Raw genomic sequence first — 16,338 nt, 5'->3', positions numbered from 1 at the left:
CCCCGACGACGCGCTTGCCGACATGATGGCATCATAAATGCCTGCGGGGAAGCGGTTCAACAGGTCGGGCAGACCTGAACGCAGCGTAGCTGCGCTGCCTCTAGCTTTCAAGCACCTCTTTGACGACCGTTGCCAGCTGCTTGAGCGAGAACGGCTTGGGCAGGAAGCCGAACTGCGCGTCAGCGGGCAGGTTTCTGGCAAAGGCATCTTCGGCATAACCGGAAACGAACACGAACTTGATATCCGGCTGGCGCTTGCGCAGCTCACCGAGCAGCGTCGGCCCGTCCATCTCGGGCATCACCACATCCGAAACGACGATGTCGATCTGGCCTTGGAGCTCATCGAATATCTCGAGCGCCTCGACGCCGGACGATGCTTCGTGAACGGTGTAGCCGCGCGAGGTCAGCGCCCTCACCCCGCCCATGCGCACAGCATCCTCGTCTTCGACCAAAAGAACGGTCGCCGAACCGGAAAGATCCTTGGCGACATTGCTCGGTGCGGCTTCCGATTTGGCAAGTGCTGCTGCCTCGGCGCCAGCTTTGGCTTCCTCCACCGACTGTGGCTTTACGACATGCCGCGGCAGGAAGATGCGGAATACGGTGCCCTTGCCGACTTCGGAGTCGCAATAGATGAACCCGCCGGTCTGCTTGATGATGCCGTAGACCATCGACAGGCCCAGGCCGGTGCCTTTGCCGACTTCCTTGGTGGTGAAGAATGGTTCGAATATCTTCTTCAACACCTCGGGCGCGATGCCGCTACCGGTATCCTCGACCTCTATCACCACGTAGTCGCCTGCCACCAACTCGCGATAACCATAAGCCTTGCTCTCTTCGGCCGGCACGTTCTTGGTGCGTATCACCAGGTCACCGCCTGCTGGCATCGCATCACGCGCGTTGACCGCGAGATTGACCACCACCTGTTCGAGCTGGCCTATATCGGCGCGGACCGGCCACAGGTCGCGGCCGTGGTCGACCTTGAGCTTGATGCCGTTGCCGACAAGGCGCGCCACGAGAGTACGCAGATCGGCGAGAACGTCGGTGAGATTGAGTACTTCCGGACGAAGCGTCTGCTTGCGCGAGAACGCCAGAAGCTGCCTGACTAGCGAAGCGGCGCGGTTGGCGTTCTGCTTGATGTTCATGATGTCGGGGAAGGACGGATCCGACGGGCGGTGATTGGTCAGCAAAAGGTCCGACGCCATGATGATGGCGGTCAGCACATTGTTGAAGTCGTGAGCGATGCCACCTGCAAGCTGCCCCACGGCCTGCATCTTCTGGCTCTGGGCCATCTGGTTTTCGAGCGCCTTCTGCTCGGTCGTCTCGACGGCGTAGACGATCGCGGCCTCTTCGGCACCCTCGGCATCAGAACCGTCAGCCACCGCGTTGACGTAGAAGCGCATATGGCGCTCCTCATTGTCCGGCATCACCGTGTCGATGGGGGCAATATCCGCCTGGCGCTGATGCGCCCTTTGGAGGGCCGCAGCAAAAGCGGCTCGGTCGCGGTCGTGGATGACCGTGTCGAGACGCACCTTCCGATCCACGGCGTCGCGGTCGACCACCGACGAAAACAGCGACAGGAACGGCGCATTGGTGCGCAGGATGCGGCCATTGTGGTCGACACCGGCAATCGCCATCGGCGTGGAATTGAAAAAGCGGGTGAAGCGCACTTCCGAAGCGCGCAGCTGCGCCGACGAATCCTCGCCCTGGGTGCGGTTGAGCACAATCGTCCGCGTCGGGCCGTTGATGCCTTCGCGACTGGCCGAGACGCGATGCATGAAGCGCACCGGCAAAGCCTCGCCGTTGATCGTTGCGAGATCGAGGTCGATCACCGCATTGCGCGTCGTACCCGGATCGGCCTTGACCGAACGCACAAGGGCCATGCCGTCGCCGGCGACGACCTCGTCCAGGCTGATGGCTCCAGGCGTAAAACTTGCAAGGTCGATGCCGAGCCACTCAGCCAGCGTCGCGTTGACATAAGTAATGCGACCATCCTGGTCAGCCGAGAAGAATCCAGCCGGGGCGTGGTCGAGATGGTCGATGGCCTGCTGCAGGTCGAGGAAGAACCGCTCCTGCTCCGCTCTCTCCGGCGAAATATCGGCGAGCTGCCAGGCGTTTAGTGGCTGACGCTGGCCAGGCACGTTGAAGGCGCGCGCTCGAACCCGGTACCAGCGTGCGCCGGGCGCAGCACCTGGGCGAACGGATTGCGCGAGGCGGAATTCGCCGTCGCCCGGCTGGCCGTCACGCAAGCCGGACGCCAGCTGCGAGATGGTCGCCGACGCCTCGGTCACGTCCGAGAGCAACCCTTCGACAGTCTTCAGGTCCGACGCCGTGGTCGCGCCCGTCATGTCGGCATATGCGCGGTTGGCGTAAACGACACGGCCCTTGGCATCGGTTACGACAAGGCCCTGCGACATGGAATCGACAAAAGCCTTGGAAAGTCCATCTGAAGGCGAGCGTGGGGAAATCTGGACAAAGCCGATCGCGGTCGCGAAAAGATAGCCAACGCCGATCATGGCGAGCACGCCAAGCATGCCCATCAGGAATGGGTCACCGAGGCGCTCGCGAAAGATTCCAAAAACGATGGCAGCGCCGGTCAGAACGACGATGAAGATGATCAGCCGGGTGATGGCATCGGGGCGCGCCGCCTGATCCACGATCGGAACCGGATAGAAATCGTTGCGCGTTTCTTTGGCCATGCCCCTGCGAGTCTCTCCGGCTCCCTCATAAGGAAGCGGTTGAATCACATTCTCCTTACCGGGAAAAGGCCTAGACACAAAAAGGCGGTGCAAGCCCGGGGCAAGATCATGCGCTTAGCTTAAATCTTGCCTGTAACGCGTGAATGGCAACTTGCCGTGCGCGCTAGCTAAGAGTTAGTGTCGCCCCGGCGCGGCGACGGGGGTAAGACATGTTCGAATGGCTGGATAACGTAGCGGGACCCGGATATGCGGCGGCGGTGCTGTGGACCTTTGCCGCGCTGGTGTTGCTCGTCATCGTGCTTGTCATCGTCAAGCTGATCCGCAGCCTGACCTTCGGCACCTTCGTTGCCGGTGGCAGGAACAGGAAGACCCGCCTCGCCGTCATGGACGCAACTGCCGTCGACAGCCAAAGGCGACTGGTACTGGTGCGCCGTGACGACATCGAACATTTGCTGCTGATCGGCGGCCCAACCGACGTCGTGATCGAAACAGACATCCGCATGAGTGCACCGCGCCGCCCTGCATTGACAGGCAGCGAGGGTGGGCAGGACGCGCCGCCGAGACCACGCCAGCCAGCACCTGTACAACAGGCAGTCCCTCAGCCGGCCCCGCAAGCACCAGCCAGGCCGCAACAGCAGCAACCCGCCCCTGCCCCAGCGCAGCCGCGCCCTGCTCCGCCCAGGATGCCAGTTTCACCAGCACCTCAGCCCACGCCAAACACAGTGCCCCAGGCATATGTCCAACCCAGCCATTCCGCGCCGGTGCGGCAGGCACCCATGCCTGCGGCGGCGCCACCTCGCGACGCCATCGACGATACGCTGATGAAGGAGCTCGAGGTGTCGCTCGACGACAAACCTCAGGCCAAGGCGATCAAGGTTGCCGATCCGTCACTCGACGATGAAATGGCGAAACTGCTCTGCGAGCTTTCGAGCCACAAGCGATAGGCGCCACCGGACAGCACACGCAAAAAAGGCGGCCGAGGCCGCCTTTTTCATTGCTTCGATATTCCGCGATCAGTCGTCTCGATAGACTTTTTCGCGGCGCTCATGACGTTCCTGAGCTTCGATCGACAGCGTGGCGATCGGACGTGCGTCCAGTCGCTTCAGCGAGATCGGTTCGCCAGTCTCCTCGCAATAGCCGTAGGTTCCCTCGTCAATTCTCTGCAGCGCCGAGTCGATCTTGGAGATCAACTTGCGTTGACGGTCGCGCGCTCGAAGTTCGATGGCGCGGTCCGTCTCGGATGATGCGCGATCGGCAAGATCCGGGTGGTTGGCATTTTCCTGCTGGAGTATTTCGAGTGTTTCGCGAGCTTCGCGGAAGATGTCGTTCTTCCAGGCAATCAACTTAGCTCTGAAGTAAGACTTCTGCCGTTCGCTCATGAACGGCTCCTCCTCAGAGGGTACGTAACCAAGTGTAACGGTATCGTTCATTCGACTCACCCGATAACCCCGTTTCGCCGCCTATATATTCGCGGGTCAACCCTCACACAAGTGCATTCCTAGAAAAGTTGTCGCAGGCCTGCGCGTCGTGATTCGGGCGTGGCAAGAGCGCAACTCTCCTGCACAAGCAACGAAGAACGGCATCGTCCGGTTGCAAGGTGCCTAGCGCTTGGCTACATCCTCAGATGGCTGTTGGCACAGGCTCGTCGGGAGCTTGAGCTTCCCGGGAGCGACATTTGAGCAAGCTCTATCTTCTCAGGCACGCCAAGGCTGGCTGGGCGCTGCCCGGCGTCAGGGATTTCGACCGTCCGCTCGACGCCACCGGCGTCGCGGATGCCGAGGCGACCGGCAGGGCGATGCGCGCCAATGGCTATGTTCCCGAACTGACGCTCTGCTCCAATGCTCTACGCGCCCGCGAGACCCTGGAGGGTATCGCCGGCCACGCTGATACCGGACGGGTGGTTTTCACTGACGATCTCTACAGTGCGGACGCCGCCGGGTATCTCGAGAAAATCCGGGAAAATGGCCGGCACGGTTCTGTCCTCATCATCGGTCACAATCCGATGATGGAGGATCTTGCAATGGCCGTTTCAGGCGACGGCGACGAGGCTGCGATGCATACGCTGCAAACAGGTTTTCCCACGTCGGGGCTAGCCGTGGTTCGGTTCGAAGGCGAGCTTTCCACCGCCGAGCTTGGCCAAGGTTATCTCGAAGCTTTCCTCACGCCGGCCGATCTTTGAAATCGCACGCCATTTCAAATCCCGTCGGCGCCACCTATATCCGACGCGACCTCATGGGGATCGACGATTGGCGTCTCTGACCACTTTCACCGACGAGGCGCGCATTGCCCTCGACACGCTTTCCGGCCGTGCCACAGGTATGTTTGCGCCTTCGCTGCGGCTTGGCGTCACCGGCCTTTCGCGCGCTGGCAAGACCGTGTTCATCACGGCCTTTGTGCACAATCTGATCCATGGCGGACGGTTGCCGCTGTTTGAAGCGCAGAAGTCGGGCCGTATTTCGCGCGCCTTCCTCGAAGAGCAACCCGACGACGCGGTGCCCCGTTTCCAGTATGAGGATCATGTCGGAGCGCTTGTCGACCAGCGTATCTGGCCGGACTCGACCCGCGCCATATCGGAACTCAGGCTGACCATCGAATTTGAATCGGCTTCGGGCTGGAACCGCATGTTTTCAGCGGGAAAGCTGTCGGTCGACCTCGTCGACTACCCCGGCGAATGGCTGCTCGACTTGCCGCTGCTGGGCAAGAGTTATGACGACTTCTCCAGGGAGGCGTTTGAGCTCGCAGGTTTGCCGGTTCGGGCAGACCTGTCGGAAGGCTGGCGCGAGCTTGCAGCCACGGTGAAACCCGAAGCGGACGCCGACGAGATGACGGCGCGGCGCCTGTTCGAGAGTTTTGCCGCCTATCTCAAGGCATGCAAGGATGACGAGCGCGCACTGTCGACGCTGCCGCCGGGACGCTTCCTGATGCCGGGCGACCTCGAAGGCTCGCCGGCGCTGACATTTGCACCGCTGCCTGGCCTCACCCAGCGCGCGCGCCCCGGTTCGCTGCATGCGATGATGGAGCGGCGCTACGAGGCCTACAAGACCCATGTGGTAAAGCCGTTCTTCCGCGAGCACATTGCCCGCCTCGACCGGCAAATCGTGCTGATCGATGCGATGCAGGCGCTGAATGCGGGGCCTGGCGCCATCGCCGACCTCGAACGCGCGGTGACGGAAATCCTGGCCTGTTTCCGTCCCGGTCGCGGCAACCTGTTCACCGACCTGTTTTCGCGCCGCATCGACCGCATCCTGGTCGCTGCGACCAAGGCCGATCATCTGCACCATGAAAGCCATGACAAGCTGCAGTCGATCGTCCGGCGGCTGACCGATCGTGCCGTTGCACGCGCCAATCTCTCAGGCGCCGAAGTCGACGTTCTCGCACTTGCCGCAGTGCGCGCCACGCGCGAGGGTACTGTCAAGCAAGGTCGAGAGACATTGCCAGTCATCATCGGCACGCCGATCGAGGGTGAGACCATCGGCAAGGACCGTTTTGACGGCAATACCGAAACCGCCATATTTCCCGGTGACTTACCCGAAAAAGCCGATGTCGTGTTCCAGGATTTTGGCACCAATCACCGCCAGGACGCGAACGACCCGACGATCCGCTTCGTGCGCTTCCGCCCACCCCGGCTCGAGCGCACGGCCGAAGGCGTGACACTGTCGCTGCCGCATATCCGGCTTGACCGCGCCCTGCAGTTCCTCATCGGAGATCACCTCGCATGAGCGCTCCCCGAAAGCCTGCGGCGTTCCGCATCGAACCGGAAATCACCGTGCACGACGTGGCTGCGAGCAAGAAGGCGCAAGTGTCCCAGCCTGCCGAACGCAAGCCGCGCGCGCTCGCCGCCGAGGCTGCGATTGTCACACCGGCCGAATTCGATGTGTTTGACGAACCCAACATCGCTGCTGCCGAACCGCCGCCGGCAACTGCGCCCAAGCGCAAGTCCCGCCTCGGCACGATCTTTCTTGCCGCAGCAGGTGTTTTGATTTCGCTCGGTGTCGGCCTTTGGACCGACCGGCTGATCCGCGACCTGTTCACCCGCGCCGATTGGCTCGGTTGGCTCGCCATAGGCGCCGCTGGTATCGCGGCGTTTGCGTTACTCGTCATCCTTGTTCGCGAGCTTCTTGCCGTCTTCCGCCTCGCTTCAGTCGAGCGGCTGCGTAACCGGGCAACCGATGCCATCGAGCGCAATGACCCGGGCTTGGCGCGCAATGTCGTCGATGAATTGTCGAATCTTTTGGCGTCGAAGCCTGAAACGGCAGCCGGGAGGCGCACACTTGCGGACCTGCGTGGCGACGTGATCGATGGCGCTGATCTCGTGCGGCTCGCTGAAACCGAGATTCTGACACCGCTCGATGCACAGGCAAAGATCCTGATCCTGGACGCCGCCAAACGCGTGTCGCTGGTGACGGCGGTCAGCCCGCGCGCATTGGTCGACATCGCTTATGTCGTGTTCGAGGCCGGCCGCCTGATCCGCCGGCTGGCCGAGCTATACGGCGGACGCCCTGGCACGCTCGGCTTCTTCCGGCTTGCCCGCGCAGCGCTTGCCCACCTCGCAGTCACCGGCTCGATCGCCGTCGGCGACAGTTTCGTCCAGCAATTGGTCGGCCACGGCCTGGCTGCGAAACTTTCGGCAAAGCTCGGCGAAGGCGTGGTCAACGGCATGATGACGGCGCGTATCGGCATCGCTGCGATGGAGACCGCGCGCCCCCTGCCCTTTGCCGCGATAAAGCGTCCCGGCATGGGCGATTTCCTCGCCGCGCTCACCACATTCGCGACCAAGGACAAGGGCACTGAAAAGGCCAAATAGACGAAGCATTAACCATTCTTGGTCATGGTCCTAGCAATCAATTGTTCCAGTTTCCTGCTGTCGGGTGTGCCCATGAAGCGCTTGTTGTTGTCCGCTGTCCTGCCTGCCATGGCCGTGGCGCTGCCATCCGTCGTGCACGCGGACATGGTCAAGGCACCTGAACGCGACAAGACGTTCTTCAAGTCGGTCCAAGGCGAATGGGTCGGCCCGGGCGAGATCGTCGCTGGCAAATACAAGGGAACGAAATTCACCTGCAATTTCACCGGCTCGACACCGGACGGCAAGGTCGGCATGTCGCTCGACGGCGGCTGCCGCGTCGGCGTGTTCACCCAGAAGATGTCGGCAACCATCGAGCAGAAGGGCCGCAGCGGCTATAGCGGCAAATTCCTCGACGGCTCGGAAGGCAAAGGCCTCGACATCGTTTCCGGCAGCGTCGTCGATGGCCGCAAGGTCGTGCTTGCGATCAACCGAAATCAGCTCAACGGCGTGATGCAGGCGCGCGTGCCGGACGACAATTCGATGCATGTCACCATTTCAGTGCGTGTCGAAAAGCAGCTGGTGCCGGTGATCGGCATGAAGCTGTCGCGTGTCGACGGCACGGCGGTCGGCGCCATCGCCAAGAACTGATCGTTTCCTCCTCCAACGAAAAAGGGCGACACCTGAGGTGCCGCCCTTTCTTTTTTGAAGCTGAAGAATCAGCCCTTGATGGCCGTCAGCAGATCGTCATAGGCCTTGCAGGCGTCCGCCGAAGTTGTCGCGCCGGTGAACTTGGATGCAACTTCCGTCACCTTGGCAGACAGCTCGGCTGCCTTGGCCGGATCCTTGGTGATGGCTTCCTGAAGCGCTGTTGCCACTTCCTGGCCCTTCTTGGCCATGACCTCGGCGGTGCATTCCGGCGCCTTCGAGCAGGCCGAAAGGCCAAGTGCAGCAACGCCAAGAACGGCAAGCAGAATATTTCTCATGTCAGTCTTTCCTCGCAACCGGCAGGAAATGCCGGCATCTTTTCGACCTCCGCTGATCGAAACCACGCCCGCCATAGCGGCATGACATGTCAGACGCAATGGCAAGTTGTGCGGCCAAAGACTGACGCGCCAAACGTCGAGCAAATCATTTCGCAACCCGGCGATTCGATTGGATGGGCGGGCTGTTCGGCAGCCCTCGAAGCACCTATCTTGGCCCTTTCCGCCAAAGCGGCCGGCTGCCGCATGCATAAGGATCGACAAGGCGCATGGCAGCAGAAGCATCGGGTGTTGACCTGGTTCCGGTGGTGGCGTTGCTCGCAGCGGGCGTCGTTGCTGTTCCCATCTTCAAGCGCCTCGGCCTCGGCTCGATCCTTGGCTATCTCACCGCCGGCGTGATCATCGGCCCGTTCGGCATCGGCGTTTTCTCGGAATCCGAGACCATCCTGCATGTCGCCGAGCTTGGCGTGGTGATGTTCCTGTTCATCATCGGTCTCGAAATGCAGCCATCCAGACTGTGGGGGCTGCGCCGCGAAATCTTCGGGCTTGGCGCGCTCCAGGTCGGCATTTGCGCGCTTTTGCTGACCGCGGTCGGGCTTGCGGGCGGCTTTTCAGTCTCTCAATCCTTCGTCGCTGGCGCCGGATTTGTGCTGACGTCCACGGCAATCGTCATGCAACTGCTCGATGAGCGCGGCGAGATGTCGACGCCCAAGGGCCAGCGCATGGTCTCGATTCTTCTGCTCGAAGACCTTGCCATCGTGCCGCTGCTGGCGCTTGTGGCCTTCCTCGCGCCTGTGGCGGCAAATGACGCAGGCACCGGCTGGGCCGGTAGGCTCACCGAGATCGGCATCGGCATTGCGGCGATTACCGGCCTGGTGATCGCCGGGCGCTATTTGCTCAACCCGCTGTTTCGCGTTCTCGCCGAATCGCGCGCTCGCGAGGTCATGACCGCCGCAGCTCTGCTGGTCGTGCTCGGGTCGGCACTTGCCATGCAGTTGAGCGGCCTATCCATGGCGATGGGCGCCTTCCTCGCCGGCGTTCTGCTGTCCGAATCGACCTTCCGACATCAGCTCGAGGCCGACGTCGAGCCATTCCGCGGCATCCTGCTCGGCATGTTCTTCATTGCCGTTGGCATGTCGCTCGACCTTATGGTGGTCGTCGCGAACTGGCAGCTGATCGCACTCTACGTCGTCGTCTACATGCTGATGAAGGGCCTCGGCATCTACATCGTTGCCCGCTTCCTCAGATCAGGGCACCGCGAGGCTCTGGAGCGCGCGGTGATCATGGCGCAGGGCGGCGAATTCGCCTTTGTCCTTTATTCCTCGGCGCTTGCGGTCGGCATCATCGACGGCGAAGCCAATGCGGTGCTTACCGCCATCATCATCATTTCGATGGTGCTGACCCCGCTGGCGATCATGATGTTGCGCCGATTCACGCCTAAGGACGAACAGTCGCTCGAAGACGTCGACGTGGCAGCTGAACTCAGCGGCACCGTGCTGGTCATCGGCTTCGGGCGTTTTGGCCAGATCGCCAGCCAACCACTTTTGTTGCGCGGCGTCGACGTTTCCATCATCGACAACGACGTCGAGATGATCCAGGCGGCGGCCGATTTCGGCTTCAAGATCTACTATGGCGACGGCACCCGGCTCGATATCCTGCACGCGGCGGGTGCGGGGCGTGCGCGTGCCGTACTGATTTGCGTCGATAAGGAAGACACCGCGGTCCGCATCGCCGAAAACCTGGCTGCAGAGTTCCCGCTGGTGCCCGTACTGGCCCGCGCCTATGACCGCGGCACAGCGATCCAGCTCATTCGTGCTGGCGTCGACTACCAACTGCGCGAGACCTTCGAATCGGCGATCGTCTTTGGTGGCGCCACGCTCGAAAAGCTTGGCGAAGATCCAGACGATGTCGCCGAGGTGATCGAAGAGGTGCGAAACCGCGATGCGGCGCGGCTGGAAATGCAGATCGCAGGCGACATTCAATCCGGACGCGACTATCTGCAGGGCAACATTCCCGGTCCGGTGCCGACGCCGCTGACACCGCCGCGCCGCACCGCCAAGGCGCTCAATGAGGAAGCCGCGAGCATGATCGCCAAGAAGGCAACGGAAACGACGGAGAGGAACTGAAGATGATGGACAGGCAGCGCGCAACTGAAGTGGTCGCCTACTGGCGCGATGCCGGCCCCGACGGCTGGTTCCGCAAGGACGCGGCGTTTGACGATGGCTTCCGCAGCCGCTTCGGCGACTTGCACCTGGCCGCAGCCAAGCGCCAGTGCGATGACTGGGCAAAAGATGCCGAAGGTGCGCTGGCGCTGATGATCCTGCTCGACCAGTTTCCGCGCAATTGCTTCCGGGGCAGCGGCCATATGTATGCCACCGACCCTCTGGCCCGCCATTTCGCGCGCAAGGCGATTGCCGATGGCCATGACCTCGCCACCGAAGCGCCGATCCGAGTATTCTTTTACCTGCCGTTCTCGCATTCCGAGGCGCTGGCCGACCACGACATCCCGCTCGAACGCTCGACAGCCCTTGGTGGCGATTACCTGAAGCATGCCATCGGCCATCGCGATATCGTCGCGCGTTTCGGCCGCTTCCCGCACCGCAACTTCCTCCTCGGCCGCGAATCGAGCGAGCAGGAGCTGACGTTCCTGGAAGCGGGCGGCTTTTCCGGCTGAGGCTTCAAAGCGCCAGGCGCATCAAGGGGCGGCCGGGGCGCCGTTCCACAGCGCGGGCAAAGCCGGCCTTTTCGAACACCCGCGTCGAGCCGACGAACAGTCCAACCGAGCGCGAATCCTTCGACTGGTCCATCGGGCACGCTTCAACAACACGCGCGCCCGATTGTCGCGCGAATGCGATGCCAGCATCGACAAGTCGATGGGTCAGCCCCTGGCCACGCGCTGTTTTGCGGATGAAAAAACACGAAATCGCCCAAACTAGCGGGTCGCTGGCATCGCCCGGCTCAAACGGTGCCGAGCCCCTGCCCGCATTGTTGAATTCCGGCACGTCGGCGCGCGGGCCGATCTGCATCCAGCCGCTCGCCTCATTATCTTCGAAAGCAAGCAGACCCGGCGGCGGGCCAGACTCGATGCGCGCCTTGATGTGATCCTTGTTGCTCTCGCGATTGTTTTCTCGGCGTGCTGCCGGCGGCAACCTGAAATAGGTGCACCAGCAGCCGTAGCAGGCGCCCTGCTTGCCAAACAACTCCTCGAAATGCGGCCACAGATCGGGCGTCAACGGCGAGATGGCAATAGTCATGGCATAGCTCCGTCACACGCCTTGTCCCGGCGGGACAGCTGACATAATATCGCGATTGTTCTCTTTATGTTCGCAGTGAAGGCAATGCCTGTCAACGATCCCAGCCACGGTTTCTGCCGCGACTGCCTTGCCCTTCAGCGTGGCGCGGGGCCGCGTTGTCATGCCTGCGGCAGCCCGCGCCTGCTGCGCCATCCCGAACTCTACAAGCTGCATCTCGCCCATATCGACTGCGATGCCTTCTACGCCGCAGTGGAAAAGCGCGACAACCCTGACCTGAAGGACAAACCCGTCATCATCGGCGGTGGCAAGCGCGGCGTGGTCTCGACCTGCTGCTACATCGCCCGCATCCATGGCGTGCGCTCGGCCATGCCGATGTTCAAGGCGCTGGAGGCTTGCCCCGAGGCCGTCGTCGTCAGCCCAGACATGGAAAAATATGTCCGCGTCGGGCGCGAGGTGCGTTCGATGATGCAGGCGCTGACACCGCTGGTCGAGCCGATCTCCATCGATGAGGCCTTCCTCGACCTCAACGGCACCGAGCGGCTGCATGGCCTGCCGCCGGCGCTGGTGCTCGCCCGCTTTGCAATCACGGTGGAAAAGGAGATCGGCATCACCGTCTCCGCCGGGTTGTCCTACTGCAAATTCCTCGCCAAGATCGCCTCGGACTTCCGCAAGCCCCGCGGATTTTCCGTCATCGGCGAAGCCGAGGCGGTCGGCTTCCTGGCGCAACAGCCGGTGACGATGATCTGGGGGGTAGGCAAGGCGTTTGCTGCGACGCTTGAAAGCGACGGCATCCGTTCCATCGGCCAACTGCAGAGGATGGATCGCGGCGACCTGATGCGCCGTTACGGCACAATGGGCAGCCGGCTCTTCCACCTGTCGCGCGGCCAGGACGATAGGCAGGTTTCGCCCGACCAAGAGGCCAAGAGCGTTTCTGCCGAAACCACCTTTGACAGTGACCTCGCCTCGTCGGCGGACCTGGTACCGGTGCTGCGGGCACTGTCGGAGAAAGTCTCGGCCCGGCTGAAGAAAGCGAACATCGCCGGCCGCACGGTCGTGCTCAAACTCAAGACGCAAGACTTCAAGACAAGAACACGCAACCGCCAGCTCGCCGATCCAACACGGCTTGCCGACCGCATCTTCCAAACCGGAATGCAATTGCTGGAGAAAGAGACCGACGGCACCAAATATCGCCTGCTCGGCATTGGCGTCAGCGACCTGTCGGACGATGAACGCGCCGATCCGCCCGATCTTGTCGACACCCAGTCGCGCAAGCGTGCCCTGGCCGAAGGCGCCATGGACGCCTTGCGCAACAAGTTCGGCAGAACGGCCGTCGAGACAGGCTATACGTTCGGCAAGGGCCGAAACGCCCATCCGCCCGAGCCGCTGGAAGAGTAATCACCGTGACCCGATTTAGCCCTGCTCAAGCTGCCTTCTGCACCGAGCTCACGACGCCCATGTTGTCGACCACGCATGTATAGCGTTGGCCCGATGCATTGAGTTCGACCTGATATCTGGTGGCGTCGAGCGTGGACGAGCCCACGGGCAGCACTTTGCTGCTGTCGACGCCGGCCTGTGTTGCCGTTGCGGTGGCACAAGTCAGTTGGAGGTCCGCCGGTGCTGTCTGCACAGTTGTCCGTGCCATGTTCTGCGGCTCGGGTGCGGTGGAGGAGCAGCCCGTGACCGCAAGGCCGATCAGCAAGCCAGTTCCGGCAAAAAAAGCTGTTCGCATGATATCCCCTCATTCGACGTGCTTATTGTTATGAGATGACGGCGCTTACACCCCCTTGTAGAGCGCAGCCCCCTGCATCAGCACCACGACCTTTGCCCCGACCTGGACCTGCGAGTACAGGTCGACGATGTCGTCATTGTTCATACGGATGCAGCCGGACGAAACGTCGAGTCCAATCGTCCAGGGTTCGGGTGTGCCGTGGATGCGGTAGATGGTGTCCTGATCGCCCTGGTAGAGATAGAGCGCGCGCGCACCGAGCGGATTGTCGGGACCGCCGGGCATGCCGCCAGCGAATTTCACGGCGTTCGGATCACGCGCCACCATCTCGGCCGGTGGCGTCCAGGTCGGCCATTCGGCCATACGCCCGACACGCACGATGCCGGCCCAGCCGAAACCATCGCGGCCAACGCCGATGCCGTAGCGCACGGCCTTGAGTCCAGGCAGCACGAGATAGAGGAAGTGCTGGTTGCCATCGATGATGATCGTTCCTGGCTTCTCGGCAGTGCGGAAGTCTACGACCTGTCGGCGGAAAGCGTCGGGAACCTGGCCATGCGCGGCGTAGTATTGCCGCGCCTTCTTGCGATCGTAATTGATCCATTTATGCGTCTTGGGGTCGAATATCTGCGTCTGATCGGCCAGTGCCAGTGTGGTGCCCAGTCCGAGAGCGACGGAAAGTGCAACGGCCTGACCTATCTTTCCACCTAGACGCGATATGCCTGTCATTGAGCTTGTCCCCGTTTGCCGTTGTCCGGCCTACTGCAACCATGCCTTGACGCGATCCTCGTGGCTCGCCACCCATTGCTCCGCAAACTTCGCCGGATCCTGCCGTTCGACTTCGATGGCGTAACTCATCGCGGTCACCTCGTCGGCGGTGAAATCAATATTGTCGAGGAATTTGGCGACCTGCGGCAAGCGTTTGGACAGGGACGTTGCATAAGCGACGCTGAAACTTGACGGCTTCCAAGCCACGGGCGCGTCTGACTTCGACAGCCACATCGGATCGTCCGCCTGCAATACGATGTTCCATTTCGCTACATCGAAAGGCGGCTCGCTGAGCTTCTTGAGCTGATGAAGCTCGAACACGTGATGCGGGCTGTAGCAGTAGAAAACGATCGGCTTGTCGGTCGCGGCCGCGGCGTCGACAGCCGACATGGCCACTTCCTCAGGCATTTCGAGCAGCGTCATGGTGTCCGCATAGCCGTAGCTCTTGGCGTGAATGCGCTCGACATCGGTCGACAGCCAACCGCGCGCGCCGATCCACATCTCGCCCTTGCCGTCGCCATCGGTGTCGAAAACCTTGGCCTTGGCGGGATCCTTCAGGTCGGCGACATCGTGAATGCCAAAATCGTCATAGGTCTTCTGCGTGACGCAAAGCCCTTGGGTCGCCGCCACGTTGCGCGAGCTGAGATGAACGGTTCCGCGTTCGGTGCTGAATCTCTGGATGAGCTGGTCGAAATTCGGTTGCCACACTTCAGGGTAAACATCGACCGCCCCTGAATCCATGCCGGTGAAGGCGATCATCGTCCCCATCTCCTGGACGTCGACCTTGACCTGAAGGGATTTTTCCAGCGCGGCCTTGATGATGTTTGCGGACGCCTGTCCGGAAGGCCAATTGGGCATCGCCACGACCAGATCGGCAGCCGACGCCTGGAGGGCTCCTGCGAAGATCGCAGTTGTAATGCAGACACCACGCAATAGGGGCTTCATATCGTCCGCCTGCTTCGTTTCCGCTGACAGGCAGGATTTATTCTTATCAAGGCCAAGTCAAGCCGAGTTCCGCCACAATCGGTAGGCGAGAAAAATCGATGGCTTCAGATAGGCTCACCTTCGATGATGCTGATGCGCGGACCGGCATCGATCGTTCGTGCCAACCTGAAGCCGGAGGCGTTGAAGAGTTTCGCAAATTCTTCGGCAGTCCTCTCCTGCCCTCCGGGCGCCACCAGCATATTGAGGTCGGCGAACTTTGCGCCCGCGCCCGCGTTGGGCGGAGCCAACACCGCCTCCAGTACCAGCAGCTTGCCGCCTGGCCGCAACGCGCGGCGGCAGCTTTTCAGGATTGCGACGGATCGCTCGTCGTCCCAGTCATGCAGGACCGATTTCATGAGCTGTGCGTCTGCTCCATCGGGCACCGCCGCAAAGAAATCACCGCCGACAATTTGACACCGATCCGCGACCGAGGCGGCCTGAAGCGTAGGAAGCGCACCGGCAACCACCTGCTGCTGGTCAAACAGGATGCCTCTTTGAGCATGATTTTGGGAAAGTATTTTGGCGAGAAGCGCGCCCTGCCCGCCGCCAACATCCATGACGACCTCGAAGGGGCTGAAATCATAGGCGGCAAGCACCGCATCGGTCACCAGGCGAGACAACGCGGTCATGGCCCGGTCAAAGATCACCGACTCCTCGGGATGCTCCGCCCGATACCGCCAGACACCCATGCCGTGCGCATGATGGAAAGCGTTCTCACCCGTGCGCACGCTATGCAGCAAGTCACTCCACGCCTGCCGATAATAGGATCTTTCGACAAGGCGCGCCCAAGGCGCAACAGATTGCGGCGCATCGGAGCGCAGGCCCGACCCAAGCGCGGTCAGCGAGAAACGACGATCATCTCCTTCGTGCAAGACGCCAACCGAAGCAAGTGCGCGCAGCAGCCGGTAAAGCGCCTGCGGATGGCACTGCGTTGCCGCGGCGAGATCGTCGCTTGTACGGCCACCGTCTTTCAGCTGATCAGCGATGCTCAGTGCTGCTGCAACGCAGATTGCCTGGGACACCTGATAGCCATTGACCATCTGCAGGAGTTGATTGGCGGCGGCATTCTCGTCCATGACGATACTCCGGCTTAAAACATGAGCAGAAGCTAAAGTACCAGTATAGGTTGCTGCCCGCAACGCGCCCTCGGTTGG

Annotated in this window: 16 protein-coding genes; 8 read left to right on the top strand and 8 right to left on the bottom strand. The window is 61.8% G+C overall.

The genetic code is table 11. The features are described 5' to 3' along the window. Window positions 1–100 precede the first annotated feature (100 nt). Entirely contained in the window at window positions 101–2,692 is a 2,592-nt protein-coding gene (gene cckA / locus AC1DLV_RS16570) for a cell cycle histidine kinase CckA (protein ID WP_476800867.1), read from the bottom strand. 209 nt (window positions 2,693–2,901) lie between these two features. Here cckA and AC1DLV_RS16565 point away from each other — a divergent pair, with 209 nt between their 5' ends. Continuing rightward, window positions 2,902–3,636 (top strand): hypothetical protein, encoded by a 735-nt coding sequence (locus AC1DLV_RS16565; protein ID WP_476800868.1) that lies wholly within the window; start codon window positions 2,902–2,904, stop codon window positions 3,634–3,636. A gap of 69 nt (window positions 3,637–3,705) precedes the next feature. Here the strand turns inward: AC1DLV_RS16565 and dksA are convergent, their stop codons facing one another. Next, window positions 3,706–4,122, bottom strand: coding sequence for an RNA polymerase-binding protein DksA (dksA, locus tag AC1DLV_RS16560; protein ID WP_476784386.1), 417 nt, complete (start codon window positions 4,120–4,122; stop codon window positions 3,706–3,708). A 245-nt stretch (window positions 4,123–4,367) separates the two neighbouring features. On the opposite strand from dksA, the gene AC1DLV_RS16555 reads away from it, so the two are divergent. The 4 genes from AC1DLV_RS16555 (at window position 4,368) to AC1DLV_RS16540 (ending at window position 8,123) form a co-directional block, all read left to right on the top strand. Next, entirely contained in the window at window positions 4,368–4,871 is a 504-nt protein-coding gene (locus tag AC1DLV_RS16555) for a SixA phosphatase family protein (RefSeq protein ID WP_476800869.1), read from the top strand. Between the two features lie 67 nt (window positions 4,872–4,938). Beyond that, entirely contained in the window at window positions 4,939–6,411 is a 1,473-nt protein-coding gene (locus tag AC1DLV_RS16550; RefSeq protein ID WP_476800870.1) for a YcjX family GTP-binding protein, read from the top strand. Beyond that, window positions 6,408–7,496, top strand: a complete 1,089-nt coding sequence (locus AC1DLV_RS16545) for a YcjF family protein (RefSeq protein WP_476800871.1) — start codon at window positions 6,408–6,410, stop codon at window positions 7,494–7,496. The genes AC1DLV_RS16550 and AC1DLV_RS16545 overlap by 4 nt, the downstream gene beginning before the upstream one ends. 108 nt (window positions 7,497–7,604) lie before the next feature. Next, complete coding sequence (locus tag AC1DLV_RS16540) at window positions 7,605–8,123, top strand: hypothetical protein (RefSeq protein WP_476801029.1); 519 nt, start codon at window positions 7,605–7,607, stop codon at window positions 8,121–8,123. Between the two features lie 68 nt (window positions 8,124–8,191). On the opposite strand, the gene AC1DLV_RS16535 is transcribed toward AC1DLV_RS16540, so the two are convergent. Further along, window positions 8,192–8,458 (bottom strand): hypothetical protein, encoded by a 267-nt coding sequence (locus AC1DLV_RS16535; RefSeq protein ID WP_476800872.1) that lies wholly within the window; start codon window positions 8,456–8,458, stop codon window positions 8,192–8,194. Window positions 8,459–8,724: 266 nt separating this feature from the next. On the opposite strand from AC1DLV_RS16535, the gene AC1DLV_RS16530 reads away from it, so the two are divergent. Together AC1DLV_RS16530 and AC1DLV_RS16525 are read left to right on the top strand one after the other, a co-directional pair. Further along, complete coding sequence (locus AC1DLV_RS16530) at window positions 8,725–10,581, top strand: monovalent cation:proton antiporter-2 (CPA2) family protein (protein WP_476800873.1); 1,857 nt, start codon at window positions 8,725–8,727, stop codon at window positions 10,579–10,581. Window positions 10,582–10,586: 5 nt separating this feature from the next. Then, window positions 10,587–11,129 carry a DUF924 family protein gene (locus AC1DLV_RS16525; protein ID WP_476801030.1) on the top strand — a complete coding sequence of 181 codons (543 nt, stop codon included), beginning with the start codon at window positions 10,587–10,589 and terminating at the stop codon, window positions 11,127–11,129. A 4-nt stretch (window positions 11,130–11,133) separates the two neighbouring features. On the opposite strand, the gene AC1DLV_RS16520 is transcribed toward AC1DLV_RS16525, so the two are convergent. Continuing rightward, entirely contained in the window at window positions 11,134–11,709 is a 576-nt protein-coding gene (locus tag AC1DLV_RS16520; RefSeq protein WP_476800874.1) for a GNAT family N-acetyltransferase, read from the bottom strand. 66 nt (window positions 11,710–11,775) lie between these two features. On the opposite strand from AC1DLV_RS16520, the gene AC1DLV_RS16515 reads away from it, so the two are divergent. Beyond that, window positions 11,776–13,104 carry a DNA polymerase IV gene (locus AC1DLV_RS16515; RefSeq protein ID WP_476800875.1) on the top strand — a complete coding sequence of 443 codons (1,329 nt, stop codon included), beginning with the start codon at window positions 11,776–11,778 and terminating at the stop codon, window positions 13,102–13,104. A gap of 25 nt (window positions 13,105–13,129) precedes the next feature. On the opposite strand, the gene AC1DLV_RS16510 is transcribed toward AC1DLV_RS16515, so the two are convergent. The 4 genes from AC1DLV_RS16510 to AC1DLV_RS16495 form a co-directional block, all read right to left on the bottom strand. After that, on the bottom strand, window positions 13,130–13,438 hold the full coding sequence (locus AC1DLV_RS16510; protein WP_476800876.1) for a hypothetical protein: 309 nt from the start codon (window positions 13,436–13,438) through the stop codon (window positions 13,130–13,132). A 45-nt stretch (window positions 13,439–13,483) separates the two neighbouring features. Then, window positions 13,484–14,161, bottom strand: a complete 678-nt coding sequence (locus AC1DLV_RS16505) for a L,D-transpeptidase (protein WP_476800877.1) — start codon at window positions 14,159–14,161, stop codon at window positions 13,484–13,486. Between the two features lie 30 nt (window positions 14,162–14,191). Then, window positions 14,192–15,145: an ABC transporter substrate-binding protein gene (locus tag AC1DLV_RS16500; protein WP_476800878.1), complete on the bottom strand. Its 954-nt coding sequence runs from the start codon at window positions 15,143–15,145 to the stop codon at window positions 14,192–14,194. A gap of 104 nt (window positions 15,146–15,249) precedes the next feature. Further along, complete coding sequence (locus tag AC1DLV_RS16495) at window positions 15,250–16,260, bottom strand: methyltransferase (protein WP_476800879.1); 1,011 nt, start codon at window positions 16,258–16,260, stop codon at window positions 15,250–15,252. Window positions 16,261–16,338 lie beyond the last annotated feature (78 nt).

This window comes from Aminobacter sp. 01T433 (assembly GCF_056398585.1).
The sequence above is the reverse complement of the archived record's forward strand: the minus strand, read 5'-3'. Positions and strand labels throughout refer to the sequence as shown.

Excerpts from the sequence above, each read along its gene's own strand:
- cckA (WP_476800867.1), bottom strand. The coding sequence starts at position 2,692 with ATGGCCAAAGAAACGCGCAACGATTTCTATCCGGTTCCGATCGTGGAT.
- AC1DLV_RS16565 (WP_476800868.1), top strand. The coding sequence starts at position 2,902 with ATGTTCGAATGGCTGGATAACGTAGCGGGACCCGGATATGCGGCGGCG.
- dksA (WP_476784386.1), bottom strand. The coding sequence starts at position 4,122 with ATGAACGATACCGTTACACTTGGTTACGTACCCTCTGAGGAGGAGCCG.
- AC1DLV_RS16545 (WP_476800871.1), top strand. The coding sequence starts at position 6,408 with ATGAGCGCTCCCCGAAAGCCTGCGGCGTTCCGCATCGAACCGGAAATC.
- AC1DLV_RS16540 (WP_476801029.1), top strand. The coding sequence starts at position 7,605 with ATGGCCGTGGCGCTGCCATCCGTCGTGCACGCGGACATGGTCAAGGCA.
- AC1DLV_RS16535 (WP_476800872.1), bottom strand. The coding sequence starts at position 8,458 with ATGAGAAATATTCTGCTTGCCGTTCTTGGCGTTGCTGCACTTGGCCTT.
- AC1DLV_RS16530 (WP_476800873.1), top strand. The coding sequence starts at position 8,725 with ATGGCAGCAGAAGCATCGGGTGTTGACCTGGTTCCGGTGGTGGCGTTG.
- AC1DLV_RS16525 (WP_476801030.1), top strand. The coding sequence starts at position 10,587 with ATGGACAGGCAGCGCGCAACTGAAGTGGTCGCCTACTGGCGCGATGCC.
- AC1DLV_RS16520 (WP_476800874.1), bottom strand. The coding sequence starts at position 11,709 with ATGACTATTGCCATCTCGCCGTTGACGCCCGATCTGTGGCCGCATTTC.
- AC1DLV_RS16515 (WP_476800875.1), top strand. The coding sequence starts at position 11,776 with ATGTTCGCAGTGAAGGCAATGCCTGTCAACGATCCCAGCCACGGTTTC.
- AC1DLV_RS16510 (WP_476800876.1), bottom strand. The coding sequence starts at position 13,438 with ATGCGAACAGCTTTTTTTGCCGGAACTGGCTTGCTGATCGGCCTTGCG.
- AC1DLV_RS16505 (WP_476800877.1), bottom strand. The coding sequence starts at position 14,161 with ATGACAGGCATATCGCGTCTAGGTGGAAAGATAGGTCAGGCCGTTGCA.
- AC1DLV_RS16500 (WP_476800878.1), bottom strand. The coding sequence starts at position 15,145 with ATGAAGCCCCTATTGCGTGGTGTCTGCATTACAACTGCGATCTTCGCA.
- AC1DLV_RS16495 (WP_476800879.1), bottom strand. The coding sequence starts at position 16,260 with ATGGACGAGAATGCCGCCGCCAATCAACTCCTGCAGATGGTCAATGGC.